Genomic DNA, 15,852 nt, shown 5'->3' with positions numbered 1-15,852 from the left:
GTCCGACGATGTTCGGTCACACGTTCTGCGTCACTTCACCGTGCGACCTCCCTCTCATCTCACTCCGCGAGCACAAGGAGTGCCCTTAGACTCCCTCGCGTGACACGTCGCGGACCCGTTGGCAAGATGGCCTCCGCGGTCGGCAAGGTGCGGTAACAGGGAGGAAGCGTCTCGTGAGCAGCAGGCCATCCCGAGGCGCTGCTCGCCTCGCAGCCATACTCGACGCGCTCCCGGACGCGTTGGTGCTGGTCAACGCCAACGGGACGGTCGTCAACGCGAACACCATCGCGCTGGAAGCCTTCGAGGCGCCCGGCACCGCGCTCGTCGGACGCGGACTGCTGGACCTGCTGCCGGAGTTCGACTCCCGGCTCATCCCCGGTTCCATGCGGCGCCCCGACTCGATGGACCCGCGCGGCCGGACCAAGCCCACCCGTATGACCGCCCGCCGCACCGACGGCTCCGAGTTCCCCGTCGAGGTCACCAGCGCCAACCTCGAAGACGGCCAGCAGGCCTACGACGGCTACGGCTACACCGCCGACGAGCTGCTGATGCTCGTCGTCCGCGACCTCTCCGGGACCGTCGACACAGAGGCCGAGCTGGCCCGTTCGCAGCGGCAGACCGAGATGATCCTGCGCGCCGCCGCCGAGGGTGTCGTAGGGACGGACACGGACGGGCGGGTCGTGCTGGTCAATCCGGCCGCCGCGCAGATCCTCGGGTACCGCGCCAGCGATCTCGGCGGCAAGGAGCTGCACACCCTTGTGCTGCACTCGCGTGCGGACGGCTCGCCGTTCCCGTACGCGGAGTCGCCGCTCGCCGACACCCTGCGGTCCGGGCGCAAGCACCGGGTGCGCGGGCAGGTGCTGTTCGCCAAGAACGGGGACCGGGTCTCCGTCGACCTGACCACCGCGCCCGTGCGCGACGGCGACCAGCTCGTCGGCGCCGTGATGACCTTCACCGACCGACGGCCCTACGACTCGCTCGCCGAGGAGAAGGAGGCCGCCGAGAAGCTGCACCGTGACGAGCTGGAGCGGATCGACGAGGAGCACGCCTCCGAGCTGACCGCCCTGCGCCAGAAGCACATCACCGAGGTCGAGGAGCTCCAGGAGCAGCACGAGGAGGAGCTCGCGGCGAACGAGGAGCGGTACGCGGCTCTCGGCGAGCGGGAGAAGGACCGGTACGAGGAACTCTCCGCGCGGCACGAGCAGTTGCTCACGCTGCTCGGGCGTTCACTGCGCGGGCCCCTCGACGAACTGCGCCGGGAACTGGCCGCGCTGGCCGCGGACGACGCCGGGCAGCTGTGGCCCGAGGCCAACCAGGTCCTCCACCATCTGTCGGCCGGCTACTCGCGTATCACGCAGCTCATCGACAACGTGCTCGGCTACCAGCGGCTGGAGACCGGGGCCGAGGGGATCTCGCGGACGAAGGTGATGCTGGACGCGGTCGTCGCCGCGGGTGTCGACGGGGCCGTCGAGCTGATCGGTCCCGGGCGCGTGCAGTTCGCCGTGCACGCGCCGCCCATCGAGGCCGAGGTCGACCCCGCGCTGCTCGCCACCGCGCTCGCCCACCTCGTCGCGGACGTCGCCGGCGTCGACGCGACCGGCAACTCGCCCGCTTCGGCGGGCGGTTACATGGACAACACGGTCGTCGTGGCGGCGGCGCAGCGCGGTGAGGTCGTACGGATCGAGGTGCGCGGGCCGTATGCCGGGGGAGACCCGGTGCACGAGCCGATCGTGCGCGGGATCGTGCGGGCGCACGGCGGAGTGCTGCAGACGCACGACGTGCCGGGGATGAGCGGCAGCGCGTATGTGCTGGAGGTTCCGATCGGGGGCGGGGCGGGCGCCGTCGCGGTTCCGGCCGCGACCGGCGGTGCCGAACTCGCCGTGCCCGAGCAGGCCTCGGGCGGGAACGGCGGGCGGCGGCGGGCCCGGCGGTCCTCCGTGGACGCCTTCCTGGAGAGCGAGGTGCCGGACGGCGGGTCCGACGGGTCCGACGGTGAGGGCGCGGTGCCCACCGGGCGGCGCAGGAGGCGTGCGGGCGAGGAGTCGGCTGCCGTGGAGGCGGGCGGCGACGGGGCTTCCGGCGGTACCGGGCGACGGCGCGGGCGGGCCGCCGAGGGCGGCGCCGGTGACGGGGACGCGGAGGGTGTGTCCGAGGGTGCCGTGATGACAGCGGCGGAGCACGCGGCCGGGACGGCGGCCTCGGGGACGGGGCTGGGCGGAACGGTGCCGCCGCAGGGTGTGCCCGCACCGGCCGGTGGCGAGCGGCAGGCGTTGCCGCCCGCGTTGCCCGCGGCAGGTTCTGCGGGGAGTGCGGCCGACGGCTCCGGTGGCGAGGACGGGCAGCCGACCGGGCGTCGGCGGCGCGCTCTCGCCGCCGCGGCCGAGCGGGCCGCCGCGCAGGAGACGGGTGCCCGTACGGTGTTCGCGCTGCCGCCGGCCGAGGCGGACCGGACACCGGGGACGGGTGCGCAGGCGCCTGGGATTCCGGTCGCGCCCGGGCAGGTTGCCGGTGACGAAGGGCGGCACGACGCCGTTCCGCACGACCAGTCCGAGGACCACACCCCGCCGCAGCCGCATCCCGCGAGCGCGCCCACCGGGCGGCGGCGCCGGGCCGTGGCCCAGCCGCAGCAGCCGGCGGAGGGCGTGCCGGTACAGGCGGCGGCCGCGGTGGTTCCGGCGCAGGGGACGGCGGGGCAGGAGCAGCAGGTCGGCGCTCCTGGGCAGCAGGCGGTTCCGCAAGGGCCGGGTGTTCCCGTGGGCGTACCGGCGCAGGCGCAAGGAGAGGGACAAGGACAGGCACTGGCAGGGCAGGGACCGGCGGGGCAGGCGGTGCCGGGGCAGCAGCAGGGTGTGGTGCAGCCGGTCGGTGGGCCGCCCGTCGCCGGTCAGCCGGTGCCCGGTCAGGCCGGTCAGCCCGGCGCCGCCGTGCACCTCGCGCCCGCGCAGAGCCTCCCCGGTCAGGGGCAGGCCGCGGGCCAGCCGCTGCCGCTCCCGGCGGAGGCGGCCCCCGGTCAGGGCATCCCGGCGCAGGCGGCGTTGCCGCAGGGTGGGCCCGGCCAGCCGGTGTCGCCTCAAGGAATCCCCGGGCAAGGACTCCCGGGTCAGCCGATTCCGCCCCAGGGCATCCCCGGCGCCCAAGGGCAGCCGGTCTCCCCGCACGGCATCCCCGGCCAGGTCTCCGCGGCTCAGGCCCACCCCGGTGCGCCCGCTGCGGCCGTACCGCCGCAGGCGCTTCCCGCCGCGCAGCAGGTGCCGGGCGCCACGGCGGCCCCCGGCACCCCCGTACCGGCGAACGGCGCCGAGCCCGCCGTAGCACGGAATCCACAGCCGACCCTTCAGCCGAACTCGCAGCCGAACCCGAACGCCCCGGTACCGGGTGCTCCCGCCGCTGCAGTTCCCGCTGCTCCGCAGGCCCGGGTCGCGCAGCCGCTGCCCGCCGAAGCCGCCGTGCCGGCCTCGGCCGGGGGTGTTGATCCCAACTCCACTCAGGGGCGGGCGATCAGTGTGCGGACCTTGGGGCAGGGGGTGCCGTTCACGCGACAGGCGGCTCAGGTGCAGCAGCCGACCGCGACGCCTCCGCCGCATACGCCGGGTGGCGGCGGGCGGCGGCGGAAGCTGGGGACGCGGCCCGATGCCGCTACCGCCGGGTCGGCCCGTCCACATCCCCAGGGTGAGCAGGCGCAGCCCTCCATGGCCGGGCAGTCGCGGCTCTCCCCGATCACCGAGGGCGCCGGACGGTCGTACGCCATAGGAGCCCCGGACGAGAACGCGGCCGAGGGACCCGAGCCCTTGGACGGGCCGGGCGGGGCCGTGGAGATCGCGGACACGCCCAGGCCGCAGCCGCTCGACGACGAACTGCCTCCTGAGCCGCTCGACAACCCGCGCCGGCTGCTGGTGTGGCCCGCGCCGGACGTGACGACCACGCAGGCACTGAGCGACCGCGGGTACCGGCCCGTCATCGTGCACTCGCGCGAGGAGGTCGACGCGCAGATCGCCGCGTTCCCGGCGGCGCTGTTCGTGGACCCGTTGACCGGCCCGATCACTCGGACGGCCTTGCAGTCGCTGCGGCAGGCGGCGGTGGCGGCCGAGGTGCCCGTGCTGGTCACGGCGGGACTCGGGCAGGCGACGCGTGAGGCGGCCTACGGCGCCGATCCCGCCGTCCTGCTGAAGGCGCTCGCACCCCGGGACAGTGAGCAGCATCCGCCGCGGGTGCTGTTGATCGAGGAGCACGCGGAGATCGCGCTGGCGCTGACGGCGACGCTGGAGCGGCGCGGGATGCAGGTGGCGCGGGCCGCGAGTGACGCGGACGCGGTGACGCTGGCGGGGCAGTTGCGGCCCAACCTGGTGGTCATGGACCTGCTCCAGGTGCACAAGCGGCGGGCCGGGATCGTCGACTGGCTGCGCGCGAACGGGCAGCTCAACCGCACCCCGCTCGTCGTGTACACGGCCGCGGTCGACCAGGCCGATCTGCCCCGGCTGGCCTCGGGCGAGACCGTCCTCTTCCTCGCCGAACGGTCGACGAGCACGGAGGTCCAGTCGAGGATCGTGGACCTGTTGGCCCGGATCGGGACCAACTAGCCGATCTTGCGGGCGAGTTGGGAAACGAGTTGGGAAAGTAGCCTGCGGGCATGTCTACGCCCGTGCCTGGTCCCTTTGTCGTCCCGACTCGCTACGACGGTGCGCCTGATCGTGTCGCGGTCGTCGTACCCGGTGTCGGGTACACGCCCGCCATGCCGTTGCTGCACTTCGCTCGTGCCGTGCTTCTCCAACACGGTTGGACGGTCCAGGAGTTGTGGTGGCGGATACCGGACGACTTCTCGCGGTTCGGTGTGGAGGAGCGGATCGCCTGGGTGGAGGCGGAGGTCGCGCGGGCCGTCGACGCCGAGGCGGGGGCCTGTCGGCTGGTCGTCGGGAAGTCCCTGGGGTCCCTCGGGTGCGGGGTCGTGGCCGAGCGGGACATCGCGGCGGCCTGGCTCACGCCCGTTCTGACGGTCGACCAGGTGGTGCGGGGCCTTCGGCGGGCCCAGGCGCCGACCCTTCTCGTCGGCGGCGACGCCGACAAGCTGTGGGACTCGCGGGTCGCCGGTTCCGTCGGACATGAGGTGCTGGAGATTCCCGGCGCCGATCACTCGCTGGAACTCGCGGGCGACGCACGGGGATCGGTGGACGTGTTGGGTGAGGTCGTCTCCCGGTTGGATCTATTCGTCGGCTCGCTCGGCCGGTAGCCGGTGGGGGGTCATCGGCTACCGTGCCGCCCGTCGGTTCAGAGCTTGGTGACGTCCAGGTCGCCGTCGGCGTAGCGCCTGCGCAGGACCTTCTTGTCGAACTTGCCGACGCTCGTCTTCGGGACCGACTCGACGATCGTCCAGCGTTCGGGGAGCTGCCACTTGGCGATCTTCCCCGCGTCGGCGAGGAAGGCGCGCAGGGACTCGAAGTCGGCGGTGGAGCCCTCCCGCAGGACCACGGTCGCCAGCGGACGCTCACCCCACTTCTCGTCCGGTACGGCGACCACGGCGGCCTCGGTGACGTCCGGGTGGGACATCAGGGCGTTCTCCAGGTCGACGGAGGAGATCCACTCGCCGCCGGACTTGATGACGTCCTTGGCGCGGTCGGTGAGGGTGAGGAAACCGTCGGGGGAGATGGTGCCGACGTCGCCGGTCTTGAGCCAGCCGTCCTCGCTGAACTTGTCGGCGGGGCGCAGGGGTTCGGCGTCGGGGCCGTTGTAGTAGGCGCCGGCGACCCAGGGGCCGCGCACCTCCAGTTCGCCCGCCGACTCGCCGTCGAAGGGGAGCCGTTCGCCGCCGGGGCCGGTGAGGCGGGCCTCGACGCTGGCCGGGAAGCGGCCCTGCGTCAGCCGGTACTCGAACTCGCGGTCCGTGCCGACCGCCTCGGCCGGCGGACGGGAGACCGTGCCCAGCGGGGACGTCTCCGTCATGCCCCAGGCGTGGCAGACCCGCATGCCCAGCTTGTCGAAGGCCTCCATGAGGGCGGGCGGGCAGGCCGAGCCGCCGATGGTGACCTGGGTGAGGGAGGAGACGTCGCGCGGCTTGGCGGTCAGTTCGGCCAGCAGGCCCTGCCAGATGGTGGGCACGGCCGCCGCGTGCGTGGGGCGCTGGCTCTCGATCATCTCGGCGAGCGGGGCGGGTTGCAGGAAGCGGTCCGGCATCAGCATGTTCACGCCGGTCATGAAGGTGGCGTGGGGCAAACCCCAGGCATTGACATGGAATTGGGGCACTACGACCAGTGAGGTGTCCTGGTCCGTGAGACCCATCGACTGGGTCATGTTGACCTGCATGGAGTGCAGGTAGATCGAACGGTGGCTGAACACCACGCCCTTGGGGTCGCCCGTGGTACCGGACGTGTAGCACATCGCGGCGGCCTGGCGTTCGTCCAGCTCGGGCCAGTCGTACGTGGTCGGCTTGCCGGCGATCAGGTCCTCGTACTCGTGCACGCTCACGTGAGTGCCGTCGAGGGGGCTGCGGTCGCCGGGGCCGGAGACGACGATGTGCTCGACCGTCGGCAGCTTGGGCAGCAGGGGGGCGAGCAGCGGGATCAGCGAACCGTTGACGATCACCACGCGGTCGGCCGCGTGGTTGACGATCCACGCCAACTGGTCGGCCGGAAGACGGAGGTTGAGGGTGTGCAGCACCGCGCCCATGGCGGGGATCGCGAAGTAGGCCTCGACGTGAACGGCGTTGTTCCACATGAAGGTCGCCGTGCGCTCGCCGTCCGCCACGCCCAGGTCCTCGCGCAGGGCGTGGGCGAGTTGGGCCGCCCGCGCGCCGATCTCCGCGAAGGAACGGCGTTCCGGCTCCCCCTCACCGGTCCAGCTGATCACCTGCGATGTTCCGTGGACCGTCGACCCGTGGGTCAGGATCCTGGAGATCAACAGCGGTACGTCCTGCATGGTGCTCAGCACGGCGTCCTCCCGGGGCGACATTGCCTACGCGGCAGTAAGGGTTGCGCTGATTCTGCGCACATACCGCACGGTATGTCACTAGTACCGGGTGATCGATCACCCGGCCTGCCCGGGTCCTACCGTACGAGGACCAGCTCCGGGTCCTCCCGCAGCTTGCCCAGCGCCCGCGACACCGCCGACTTCACCGTACCCACGGACACGCCGAGCACCTCTGCCGTCTGCACCTCGCTGAGGTCCTCGTAGTACCTGAGAACGACCATCGCCCGCTGCCTGTCCGGCAGCTTCGCGATCGCCCGCCACATCGCGTCGTGCAACGCCTGCTGCTCGGCCGGGTCCTCGGCGCCGCAGCCCGGCTCCGGCTCCGGCAGCTCCTCGCACGCGAACTCGTCGACCTTGCGCTTGCGCCACTGCGAGGTCCGCGTGTTCAGCAGCGCCCGGCGCACATAGCCGTCCAGCGCCCGGTGGTCCTCGATCCGCTCCCAGGCGACATACGTCTTGGTCAACGCCGTCTGCAGCAGGTCCTCGGCGTCCGACGGATTCGCGGTCAGCGACCGCGCGGTCCGCAGCAGCACCGGCTGCCTGGCCCTCATGTACGACGAGAACGAGGGGTACGTGAGGGCGGTGCCGGCAGCGGTGGCGGCGGTAGCGGTAGCGGTCGGCTGGGTCTGCGCAGCCCGCGCGGCCGGCCGGGTGGCGGGACGGGCGGCCGGACGTACGGCGGGACGCACCGCGGGGCGGGTGCCGGGCCGTGTCGTGGTCCGAGCGTCGGCCCGTTCGGCGGCCCGTGCGACGGCGTTCGAAGCGCTGGTGCAGACGGCTGTGGTCATGGCTCCACGCTATGAGCGATCCCCGCTCCGGCGGATCGGCCGCAGGTCCCGAAGCAGACTCCGCCTCAGGTTGTAGTGGTGGGGCTGGCTCCACCTCCTGAAGGTGGACGAGCGGGGGAGACGTACTGCGGGTTTACCCCTGGGGGTTCAGTCGTACGGGGTCGGCCGTTGCGGGTTCCCCCGGGGGCTGAGCCGCCCGAGGGCGACCGAGACCCCGGGGCGTAGCTCAACCGTCGGTCGTGAGGATCAGCCCGGACGTCGGCACCCCGGTCCCCGCCGTCACCAGGACCCGGTCTGCCCCCGGTATCCGGTTCACCGCGGTGCCGCGCACCTGTCTGACTGCTTCCGCGATTCCGTTCATGCCGTGCAGGTACGCCTCCCCCAGCTGGCCCCCGTGTGTGTTGAGCGGCACCTGTTCCTCGGCCACGAAGTCCGGCGCCTCCCCTTTGCCGCAGAACCCGAACTCCTCCAGCTGCATCAGCACGAACGGCGTGAAGTGGTCGTAGAGGATCGCCACGTCCATGTCGTCCGGACCGAGTCCCGCCGTCCGCCACAGCTGGCGTGCGACCACGCCCATCTCCGGGAGGCCGGTCAGGTCGTCGCGGTAGAAGCTGGTCATCTGTTCCTGCGCCCGGCCGGCGCCCTGGGCCGCCGCAGCTATGACCGCGGACGGGCGCGGCAGGTCGCGGGCCCGCTCCACCGACGTGACGACGATCGCCTGTGCGCCGTCCGTCTCCTGGCAGCAGTCCAGCAGCCGCAGCGGCTCCACTATCCAGCGCGAGGCCGCGTGCTCGGCGAGGGTGATCGGTCTGCCGTGGAAGTACGCCGCCGGATTGGTCGCCGCGTACTTGCGGTCCACGACCGCCACCTGCCCGAACACCTCGGGTGTGAGGCCGTAGGTGTGCAGATACCGTTGCGCCGCCATCGCCACCCAGGACGCCGGGGTGAGCAGCCCGAACGGCAGCGACCAGCCGAGCGCCGCACCCTCCGCCGAGGGTTCGCGATGCGTGACGCCCGAACCGAATCTGCGGCCCGACCGCTCGTTGAAGGCGCGGTAGCAGACCACCACTTCGGCGACCCCCGCCGCCACGGCCAGCGCCGCCTGCTGGACGGTCGCACAGGCCGCGCCGCCGCCGTAGTGGACCCGGGAGAAGAAGGACAGCTCGCCGATCCCGCAGGCCTGGGCGACGGTGATCTCCGGGTTGGTGTCCATCGTGAACGTCACCATCCCGTCCACGTCCGCCGGCGTGAGCCCCGCGTCGTCCAGCGCCGCCCCCACCGCCTCCACGGCCAGCCGCAGTTCGCTGCGTCCCGAGTCCTTGGAGAACTCCGTGGCCCCGATACCGACGATCGCGGCCCGTCCGCCGAGGCTGTCGCGGGTGCGGGCACTCATCCGGCCTCCCTCGGTACGGTCACCGTGACGGTGCCTGTCACATGCCGGCCGATGCCGTTCGTCCCGAGCACGCGCACCGTCGCGGTGTCCCCGTATGTCTCCTCGATCCTGCCGGTCAACACCATCGTGTCGCCGGGGTAGTTGGGGGCGCCGAGCCTTATGGCGACCTTGCGGAGGACGGCTCGCGGGCCGAAGTGGTCCGTGATGTAGCGGCCGACCAGGCCGTTCGTCGTCAGGATGTTCATGAAGATGTCGGGGGAGCCCTTCAGCCGCGCCAACTCCGCGTCGTGGTGCACGTCCTGGTAGTCCCGGGAGGCGATGGCCCCGGCGACGATCAGCGTGCGGGTGATCTCGATCTCGATCGGGGGCAAGTCCTCACCCACCCTCATGGCCGCGCCTCCCGCCCTCATGGCTGCGCCTCCTCACCGACGATCAACTCCCCCAGTTCCTGGAGCACTTCGGCCCCACAGCCCAGATACGCGTCCAACTGGCGCCCCCAGAGGAAGTGCCGGTGGACCGGATGGTCCAGGTCGGCTCCCGCCCCGCCGTGCAGATGCTGACCCGTGTCGACGACACGCCGGCCCGCCTCGGACGCCCACCAGGCCGCGGTCAGCGCGTGCGTGGCGTACGGCAGCCCCGCGTCGCGCCGCCAGGCCGCCTCGTACGCCGTCACGCGTATCGCCTCGATGTCCATGTACGCGTCTGCGGACCGGAGTTGGACCGCCTGCCGGGTGGCCAGCGGGCGCCCGAACTGCTCCCGCGCGTTGACATGCGCCACGGCCCGCGCGAGCGAGCCCGCACAGACCCCGGCCTGAAGACCGGCGAAGGCGGTACGGGCGGTGGCGAGGACATCGGCGTGGGCCGTCACGCGAACGTCTGCACATGCGGGGGTTAGACCGTCGGCACGGCCCTCCGCGTCGCCGAGCCGTTCCGCCGCCGCGCCGTCGAGTGTCAGCCGCCCCGCCGACCAGGGTGCCGTCAGCTCCACCGGTTCGACGCGCGTGGCATCCGTGACCGGCGTCAGCCACAACTCCCCGTGATCGTCGGCGACGAGGACATGCGTGGCGTCACGCAGCCAGGGGACGACAGGGACCGTACCGGTCAACTCACCCTGCGCAGAGGCCCGTACGACCGGTTCGGCCCGTACACCCCCCTGCGCCGGAAACGCCCCGCACACCACCACCGACCCGTCCCCGATGCCCGGCAACAACCGCTCCCGCTGCTCGGGCGAACCGTGCGCCGCCACCGCCAGCAGCCCGTACACGCACGTCGAGGCGAAGGGCACCTGGGCCGTCGTCCGCCCCTGCTCCTCCAGGAGGAGGACGAGGCCGAGCAGGCCCACCTCCTCGACGGCGCCCACCAGTCCGGCGGCGCACAGCGCCTTCCACAGCTCGGGGTCGCTGCCGGTCCCGGACGCCGTGAGCCGCTCCGGTGTCGCGAGGTCGCCGAAGATCCGGGCGGCCAGGTCACGGGCCGCCGCCTGCTCCTCGGCCGGCGTGAAGTCCATGTCAGCCCACCCCGCCCTCTCGGCCTTCCTGGACCCGGAAGACGGGGAGCACCAGCGGACCGTCCCCGTCCTCGCCCCCGTCGTCGTACTGCCGGAATTCGAGCCGTACCGGCAGCCCGATGCGCACCTTGTCGTACGGCACCCCCACCACGTTGCTCACGATCCGCACGCCCTCGGCGAGTTCGATCAGCCCGACGGCGTAGGGAGGGGCGAAGGCGGGGAAGGGCGGGTGGTGCATCACCACGTACGAGTAGACGGTCCCGTCGCCGCTCGCCTCGACGGTGTCCCAGTCCAGGGAGCCACAGGTGTTGCAGCCCGGCAGCCAGGGGTGGCGCAGCGTCCCGCAGCTCGTGCAGCGCTGGATGAGGAGTTGCCGCCGCTCCACGCCCTCCCAGAAGCCGGCGTTGTCGCGGTTGACGACGGGACGGGGACGTCGGGCGCGAGCCGGTTTCTCCTCCTGCCGCCTCTTCTGCTTCTGCCGTGCGGGGGCGTATTTGAGGATGCGGAAGCGGTGGGTGCCGACGAGGTCCTGGCCCACCCTGACGTCCATGCGCGTCGTGACGAAGTACCCCGTGCCCAGCTTCGTCGTCTTGCGGTCCGAGACCGACTCGATCACCGCGTCGAAGGTGACCTCGTCCCCCGGCCGCAGGGGCCGTAGATACTCCTGCTCGCAGTCGGTGGCGACCACCGAGGTGCAGCCCGCCTCATCGAGCAGGTCGAACAGCTCGTCGTAGGCCCCCGTGCGTCCCGAGTGCCCGGAGAGGCCGCCCATGGTCCAGGCCTGGAGCATGGTGGGCGGGGCGACGGCGTCCGGGCCCGTGTACGCCGGATTCGTGTCGCCCATCGCCTCGCACCAGTGCCGGATCATCGGCTCGTTGACGGGGTCCTTGCCCGCGCCCGCCACGGCGGCCGGACGCCCCTCGTACGCCTTGAGCCGCGCCCCCAGTTCGTCCACGGCCGCTGCGCTCACCGCCGACTCGCTTGTCACCGCCGCCCCCTCGTCATCCCGAGCCGCATCGTCGCGACGATCTCCCGCTGCACCTCGCTCACCCCGCCCCCGAACGTGTTGATCTGCGCCGCCCTGTTCAGCCGCTCCAGCTCGCCGTCCCCGAAGACACCCGGCGAACCCGAACGCACCAGCCCCGTCAGCCCGGTCGGCCCTGCTGGTGCGGCCGTCCCGTCCGCTCCGGCGACGTGCTGACATATCTGGTACACCGCCACCGTCGATTCGGTTCCCACGACTTTCACGCCGCTCGCGTCGCCGGGTGCCAGCCGACCCGCTCCCACGTCACCCACCAGACGCCAGTTGAGCAGGCGGGTCGCCGCCAGCCTGGCGTGTGCCTCGGCCAGCTGAGCCCGCACCCACGGCTCGTCGGCCCGGCGCCTGCCCGTCACCGGATCGGGGGTGCGGGCGGCGGTCAGCGCGGCCGTGTAGTGGTCCTCGGCCTGCATGCCGGTCGCGGCGAGGGCGACCCGCTCGTGGTTGAGCTGGTTGGTGATGAGCGACCAGCCCTCGTTCTCCGCGCCGACCAGGTTGGCCGCCGGAACGCGGACGCCGTCGTAGTACGTGGCCGTCGTCCGCTGCCCGCCCACCGTGTCGATCGGGGTCCAGGAGAAGCCGGGCGCGTCGGTCGGGACGAGGATGATCGAGATGCCGCGGTGCTTGGGGGCCTCGGGGTCGGTGCGGCAGGCGAGCCAGATCCAGTCGGCGTTGTGGGCGTTGGAGGTGAAGATCTTCTGCCCGTCGATCAGCCAGCCCCGGCTCTCCTCGCGTACCGCCCGGGTCTGCAGTGACGCGAGGTCGGTGCCGGCCGACGGTTCGCTGTAGCCGATCGCGAAGACGAGTTCCCCGCGCAGAATGCCCGGCAGGAGGGCGGCCCGCTGTTCCTCGCTGCCGTACTTCATCAGCGTCGGCCCGACGGTGTTCAGGGTGACCATCGAGACGGGCGCGTTCGCCCGGTAGGCCTCGTCGAAGAACACGAACTGCTCGTCCGCGCCCCGCCCTTGACCGCCGTACTCGACCGGCCAGCCGAGCCCGAGCCACCCGTCGCCGCCGATACGGCGCAGCAACGCCCGCTGCCCCCGGGGGTCGTCCGCGCGGGGCGGTCCGTCCGGCATCAACGCGGCGAAGTACGCCCGGAGTTCGGCACGCAACCGCTGCTGGCGAGGGGTGGGGGCGAGGTGCACGACGCCGGACCTCCGTGTCGTCGTACGGACGATGATTTCTGACTGTCCGTCAGATGTCGTGGACTGTCAAGGTCGGTTCCGGAGAAGGGAGATCACCGGCGCACGCGCGCGCGGGACGCCTGCCCGCATACGGAGAAACGCCTGCGCGGCGGCACCGAAGCACCACCGCGCAGACGCGTTACGACCCCACAGAGCACACCTCGCACACCCTCAGACGCCTCCGCGCATCCCCGCGCGGGAGTCGTCGGGCGCGGCTACCAGAAGTTGGCGAAGTTGACGGCGACGTTCGAGTTTCCCTGGTTGATGGCGGTGAACGCGGATCCGTTGACCTGGGCGGTGTTGCTCTGGTTCGAAGCCCCCGAACCCACCGCCTGCTGCTGTGTGGTGGACGAGTTGCCCTTGTTGTCGTGCCCGACCCCGCTGCCGCTGACGGTCGCCACACCCGCGTTCGATCCGTTGCCCGCGATGGCGCCGTTGTCCGCCGCCGCGACGCCGGTGAAGAGGGCGGCTGCCAGCGGGAGGGCGGAGACGGCGGCGATGACGCGGGCGGTACGGATGCTTGCCATGTTGTTCCTCCAGAACAGAGTGCGGAGCGGCTTCCGAGCCGAACGCACATGAACTACGGCTTCAAGTACGGCTTCTACCTGGGCAGTTGGCCGACCGCCCTGGTGTGGTGCACGACGTCGCGAGACCAGAGTTGCCCACCGAATCCCCGGCGAACCAGACCGGAAGCGGTTATTCCCCCTGAAGCGTGATGACAAGTCGATAAACCCCTTTGCCACCATCGAAGCCGCAGTTCGGGGCGGTACGGACATCCCGGCCCGGGCCGCAGAAGAGGCGAAGCGTTCCGCCACATTTCCGGCGATCACTCCCGATCACCCTCCCCCGGGCGCGCCGACGCCGCCCCCTCTTCCCTTTTTCGAACACTCGTACGAACATGGAGTCATGGCCACCATCGACCGGCAGGCCACCACGCTGGCCCTCGCACACGCCCTGTCAGCCGCCGAACGCGGACTGGCCGTGATCCCCCTGTCCCGAACAAAACTCCCGGCCCTGCGCTCACCGCACCGCGACGACACCGATCTGGTGGGCGCGGCAGGCACCGCAGGACCGCCCTGCCACGGCGAGTGCGGACTCGTCGGCCACGGGGTCTACGACGCCTCCACCGACCCGGCGCGCATCCGCGAACTCTTCGCCGCGGCACCCTGGGCCACCGGCTACGGCATCGCGTGCGGACTGCCGCCGTACCATCTGATCGGCGTCGACCTCGACACCAAATCCGGTACGGACTCGTCCTCCGCCCTGCGCGAACTGGCCCTCCGCCACCTCTTCACGATCCCCGAGACCGTGGTCGTCCTGACCCCCAGCGGCGGCCGCCACCTCTGGCTCACCGGCCCGCCCGACGTCGTCGTCCCCAACTCCGCTGGCCGGCTGGCCCCCGGCATCGACATCCGCGGCGCCGGCGGCTACCTGGTCGGCCCCGGCTCCCGCACCGAACACGGCTTCTACAGCGCCGCGCCCGCCACGGCCCACCTCGCACCGGCCCCCTGCCCGCCCTCGCTCCTCCGCCTGCTCCTCCCCCCACCCCGCACCAACCACCCGACCCCCACCTCGACCGGCCAACACGGCCAGGGACTCGTCCAGTTCGTCCTCGCGGCCCACGAGGGCCAACGCAACACCCGCCTCTTCTGGGCGGCCTGCCGCGCCTACGAGAACGACATCGGCCCGGCACTCGTCGAGCCCCTGGTCGAGGCCGCCCTGGGCACAGGGCTCTCCGAGCGGGAGGCCCGGGCGACGATCGCCTCGGCGGCGCGGATGACGGGGCAGCGGGCGTGAGACCCCTGCCCGGCCTCTGAGGACCGACATGCGTAAGGGGCGCCCTCCACTGAGAGCGCCCCTTACCAACACCGCGGTGGGTGTGGGATTTGAACCCACGGTGACATCGCTGCCACGACGGTTTTCAAGACCGTTCCCTTAGGCCGCTCGGGCAACCCACCTGCGCAGCCGCCCACCAGGGACGGAGCGGGTACAGCGTACCGGCATCGGGGGTGGGTGGGTGGCGTGGTCCCGCTGGAGGGGTCCCGTCGGGCTACTCCTGCGTCGCGCCCGGGACGTCGTACCCAATGATGTCGTACCCGCTGACGTCGTAGTCGACGAAGTCGTAACCGATGAAGTCCCCCACCGGCACGAACCCGATGCGCCGGTAGAGCGCGCTGCTCGTAGCGTTGGCCGGGTCGGCGAACAGGACAACGTCCGTCGCGCCGGCGGTCAGCGCGGCTCTGCACAGTTCCGTCGTCACGGCGCCCGCGTAGCCGTGACCCCGGAGGTGAGCGGGGGTGTAGACGGGGTCCACCCGGACCATGCCCGCGGTCATCGACGTCACGGCCGCCATGGAGGTGGGCGTGCCGTCCGGGGTCTCCCAGAAGGTGAAGTGTCTGTCGCCGAAGCGCGAGGTGGTCCAGGAGCCGGCGTCGATCAGGTCGACGGAGCCGGTCTCCCCGACGTCGACGCAGAACTCGCGGCACCAGCGCGCGACTTGCTCACGGTCCTGCGCGCCCGCCGCGCGGCCCCGGCCTTCCGGGAGCGGCTTCGGTGGGGTGAGGGTGGCGAGACGATGGAGACGGGCGCCCCAGGTGCGTACCGGTGTCGCGCCCGTGTGTTGTTGCCAGGACTCGGCGAACACGTCGGCCGTGTTCTGGTCCGCGGTGACGCCGGAGAGTGGTTGGCCGAGGGCCGCCAGGTGCGCGGCCAGGGTGTCGGCCTGTTCCGGGGTGAGCGAGGTGGGGTTCAGGTGGCGGCGGGGGGTCAGACGGTAGAAGGCCGCGTGGATCTCGCCCCCTCGTTGCAGGTGGCCGAACACCGGGGCCCCGGCGCCGGGCGCGTCCGCTCCGTGCCTGCGTACTTTCTCGACCGTGGTGAGTGCCATGGTGTGGTGTGCGGGACGTGAGCGCAGGAACTCCCCGGCCCGGGCGAGGAATTCGTCGGCGTCATGGGTGAGGTGCCAGTCGTCCGGTCGCATG

At 72.1% G+C, this 15,852-nt stretch carries 12 protein-coding genes and 1 tRNA gene; 3 read left to right on the top strand and 10 right to left on the bottom strand.

All coding sequences use genetic code 11. From position 1 onward, the window contains the following. The first annotated feature begins 173 nt into the window (after window positions 1-173). Together ACWDEW_RS12395 and ACWDEW_RS12390 are read left to right on the top strand one after the other, a co-directional pair. On the top strand, window positions 174-4,577 hold the full coding sequence (locus ACWDEW_RS12395) for a PAS domain-containing protein (RefSeq protein ID WP_450512109.1): 4,404 nt from the start codon (window positions 174-176) through the stop codon (window positions 4,575-4,577). Between the two features lie 50 nt (window positions 4,578-4,627). Further along, window positions 4,628-5,224 carry an alpha/beta hydrolase gene (locus ACWDEW_RS12390; RefSeq protein ID WP_450512107.1) on the top strand — a complete coding sequence of 199 codons (597 nt, stop codon included), beginning with the start codon at window positions 4,628-4,630 and terminating at the stop codon, window positions 5,222-5,224. 38 nt (window positions 5,225-5,262) lie between these two features. Here the strand turns inward: ACWDEW_RS12390 and ACWDEW_RS12385 are convergent, their stop codons facing one another. The 8 genes from ACWDEW_RS12385 to ACWDEW_RS12350 form a co-directional block, all read right to left on the bottom strand. Further along, complete coding sequence (locus ACWDEW_RS12385; protein ID WP_450512105.1) at window positions 5,263-6,939, bottom strand: long-chain fatty acid--CoA ligase; 1,677 nt, start codon at window positions 6,937-6,939, stop codon at window positions 5,263-5,265. Window positions 6,940-7,034: 95 nt separating this feature from the next. After that, on the bottom strand, window positions 7,035-7,646 hold the full coding sequence (locus tag ACWDEW_RS12380) for a SigE family RNA polymerase sigma factor (protein ID WP_450512431.1): 612 nt from the start codon (window positions 7,644-7,646) through the stop codon (window positions 7,035-7,037). A gap of 325 nt (window positions 7,647-7,971) precedes the next feature. After that, window positions 7,972-9,138 carry a lipid-transfer protein gene (locus ACWDEW_RS12375; protein ID WP_450512103.1) on the bottom strand — a complete coding sequence of 389 codons (1,167 nt, stop codon included), beginning with the start codon at window positions 9,136-9,138 and terminating at the stop codon, window positions 7,972-7,974. After that, window positions 9,135-9,527, bottom strand: coding sequence for an acyl dehydratase (locus ACWDEW_RS12370; RefSeq protein WP_450512101.1), 393 nt, complete (start codon window positions 9,525-9,527; stop codon window positions 9,135-9,137). Before ACWDEW_RS12370 ends, ACWDEW_RS12375 begins: the two co-directional genes overlap by 4 nt. 17 nt (window positions 9,528-9,544) lie before the next feature. Next, window positions 9,545-10,645, bottom strand: coding sequence for an acyl-CoA dehydrogenase family protein (locus tag ACWDEW_RS12365; protein WP_450512099.1), 1,101 nt, complete (start codon window positions 10,643-10,645; stop codon window positions 9,545-9,547). A gap of 1 nt (window position 10,646) precedes the next feature. Beyond that, entirely contained in the window at window positions 10,647-11,633 is a 987-nt protein-coding gene (locus tag ACWDEW_RS12360) for a bifunctional MaoC family dehydratase N-terminal/OB-fold nucleic acid binding domain-containing protein (protein WP_450512098.1), read from the bottom strand. Continuing rightward, entirely contained in the window at window positions 11,630-12,832 is a 1,203-nt protein-coding gene (locus tag ACWDEW_RS12355; RefSeq protein WP_450512096.1) for an acyl-CoA dehydrogenase family protein, read from the bottom strand. The genes ACWDEW_RS12360 and ACWDEW_RS12355 overlap by 4 nt, the downstream gene beginning before the upstream one ends. 254 nt (window positions 12,833-13,086) lie before the next feature. Further along, window positions 13,087-13,398, bottom strand: a complete 312-nt coding sequence (locus ACWDEW_RS12350) for a hypothetical protein (RefSeq protein WP_033285529.1) — start codon at window positions 13,396-13,398, stop codon at window positions 13,087-13,089. Between the two features lie 379 nt (window positions 13,399-13,777). Here ACWDEW_RS12350 and ACWDEW_RS12345 point away from each other — a divergent pair, with 379 nt between their 5' ends. Further along, window positions 13,778-14,668: a bifunctional DNA primase/polymerase gene (locus ACWDEW_RS12345; RefSeq protein WP_450512094.1), complete on the top strand. Its 891-nt coding sequence runs from the start codon at window positions 13,778-13,780 to the stop codon at window positions 14,666-14,668. Window positions 14,669-14,742: 74 nt separating this feature from the next. Here the strand turns inward: ACWDEW_RS12345 and ACWDEW_RS12340 are convergent. Further along, window positions 14,743-14,829, bottom strand: a tRNA-Ser gene (locus ACWDEW_RS12340). 92 nt (window positions 14,830-14,921) lie between these two features. Continuing rightward, window positions 14,922-15,851, bottom strand: a complete 930-nt coding sequence (locus tag ACWDEW_RS12335) for a GNAT family N-acetyltransferase (RefSeq protein ID WP_450512092.1) — start codon at window positions 15,849-15,851, stop codon at window positions 14,922-14,924. Window position 15,852 lies beyond the last annotated feature (1 nt).

The sequence above is a fragment of the Streptomyces sp. NPDC001100 genome, from assembly GCF_053598575.1.
The sequence above is the reverse complement of the archived record's forward strand: the minus strand, read 5'-3'. Positions and strand labels throughout refer to the sequence as shown.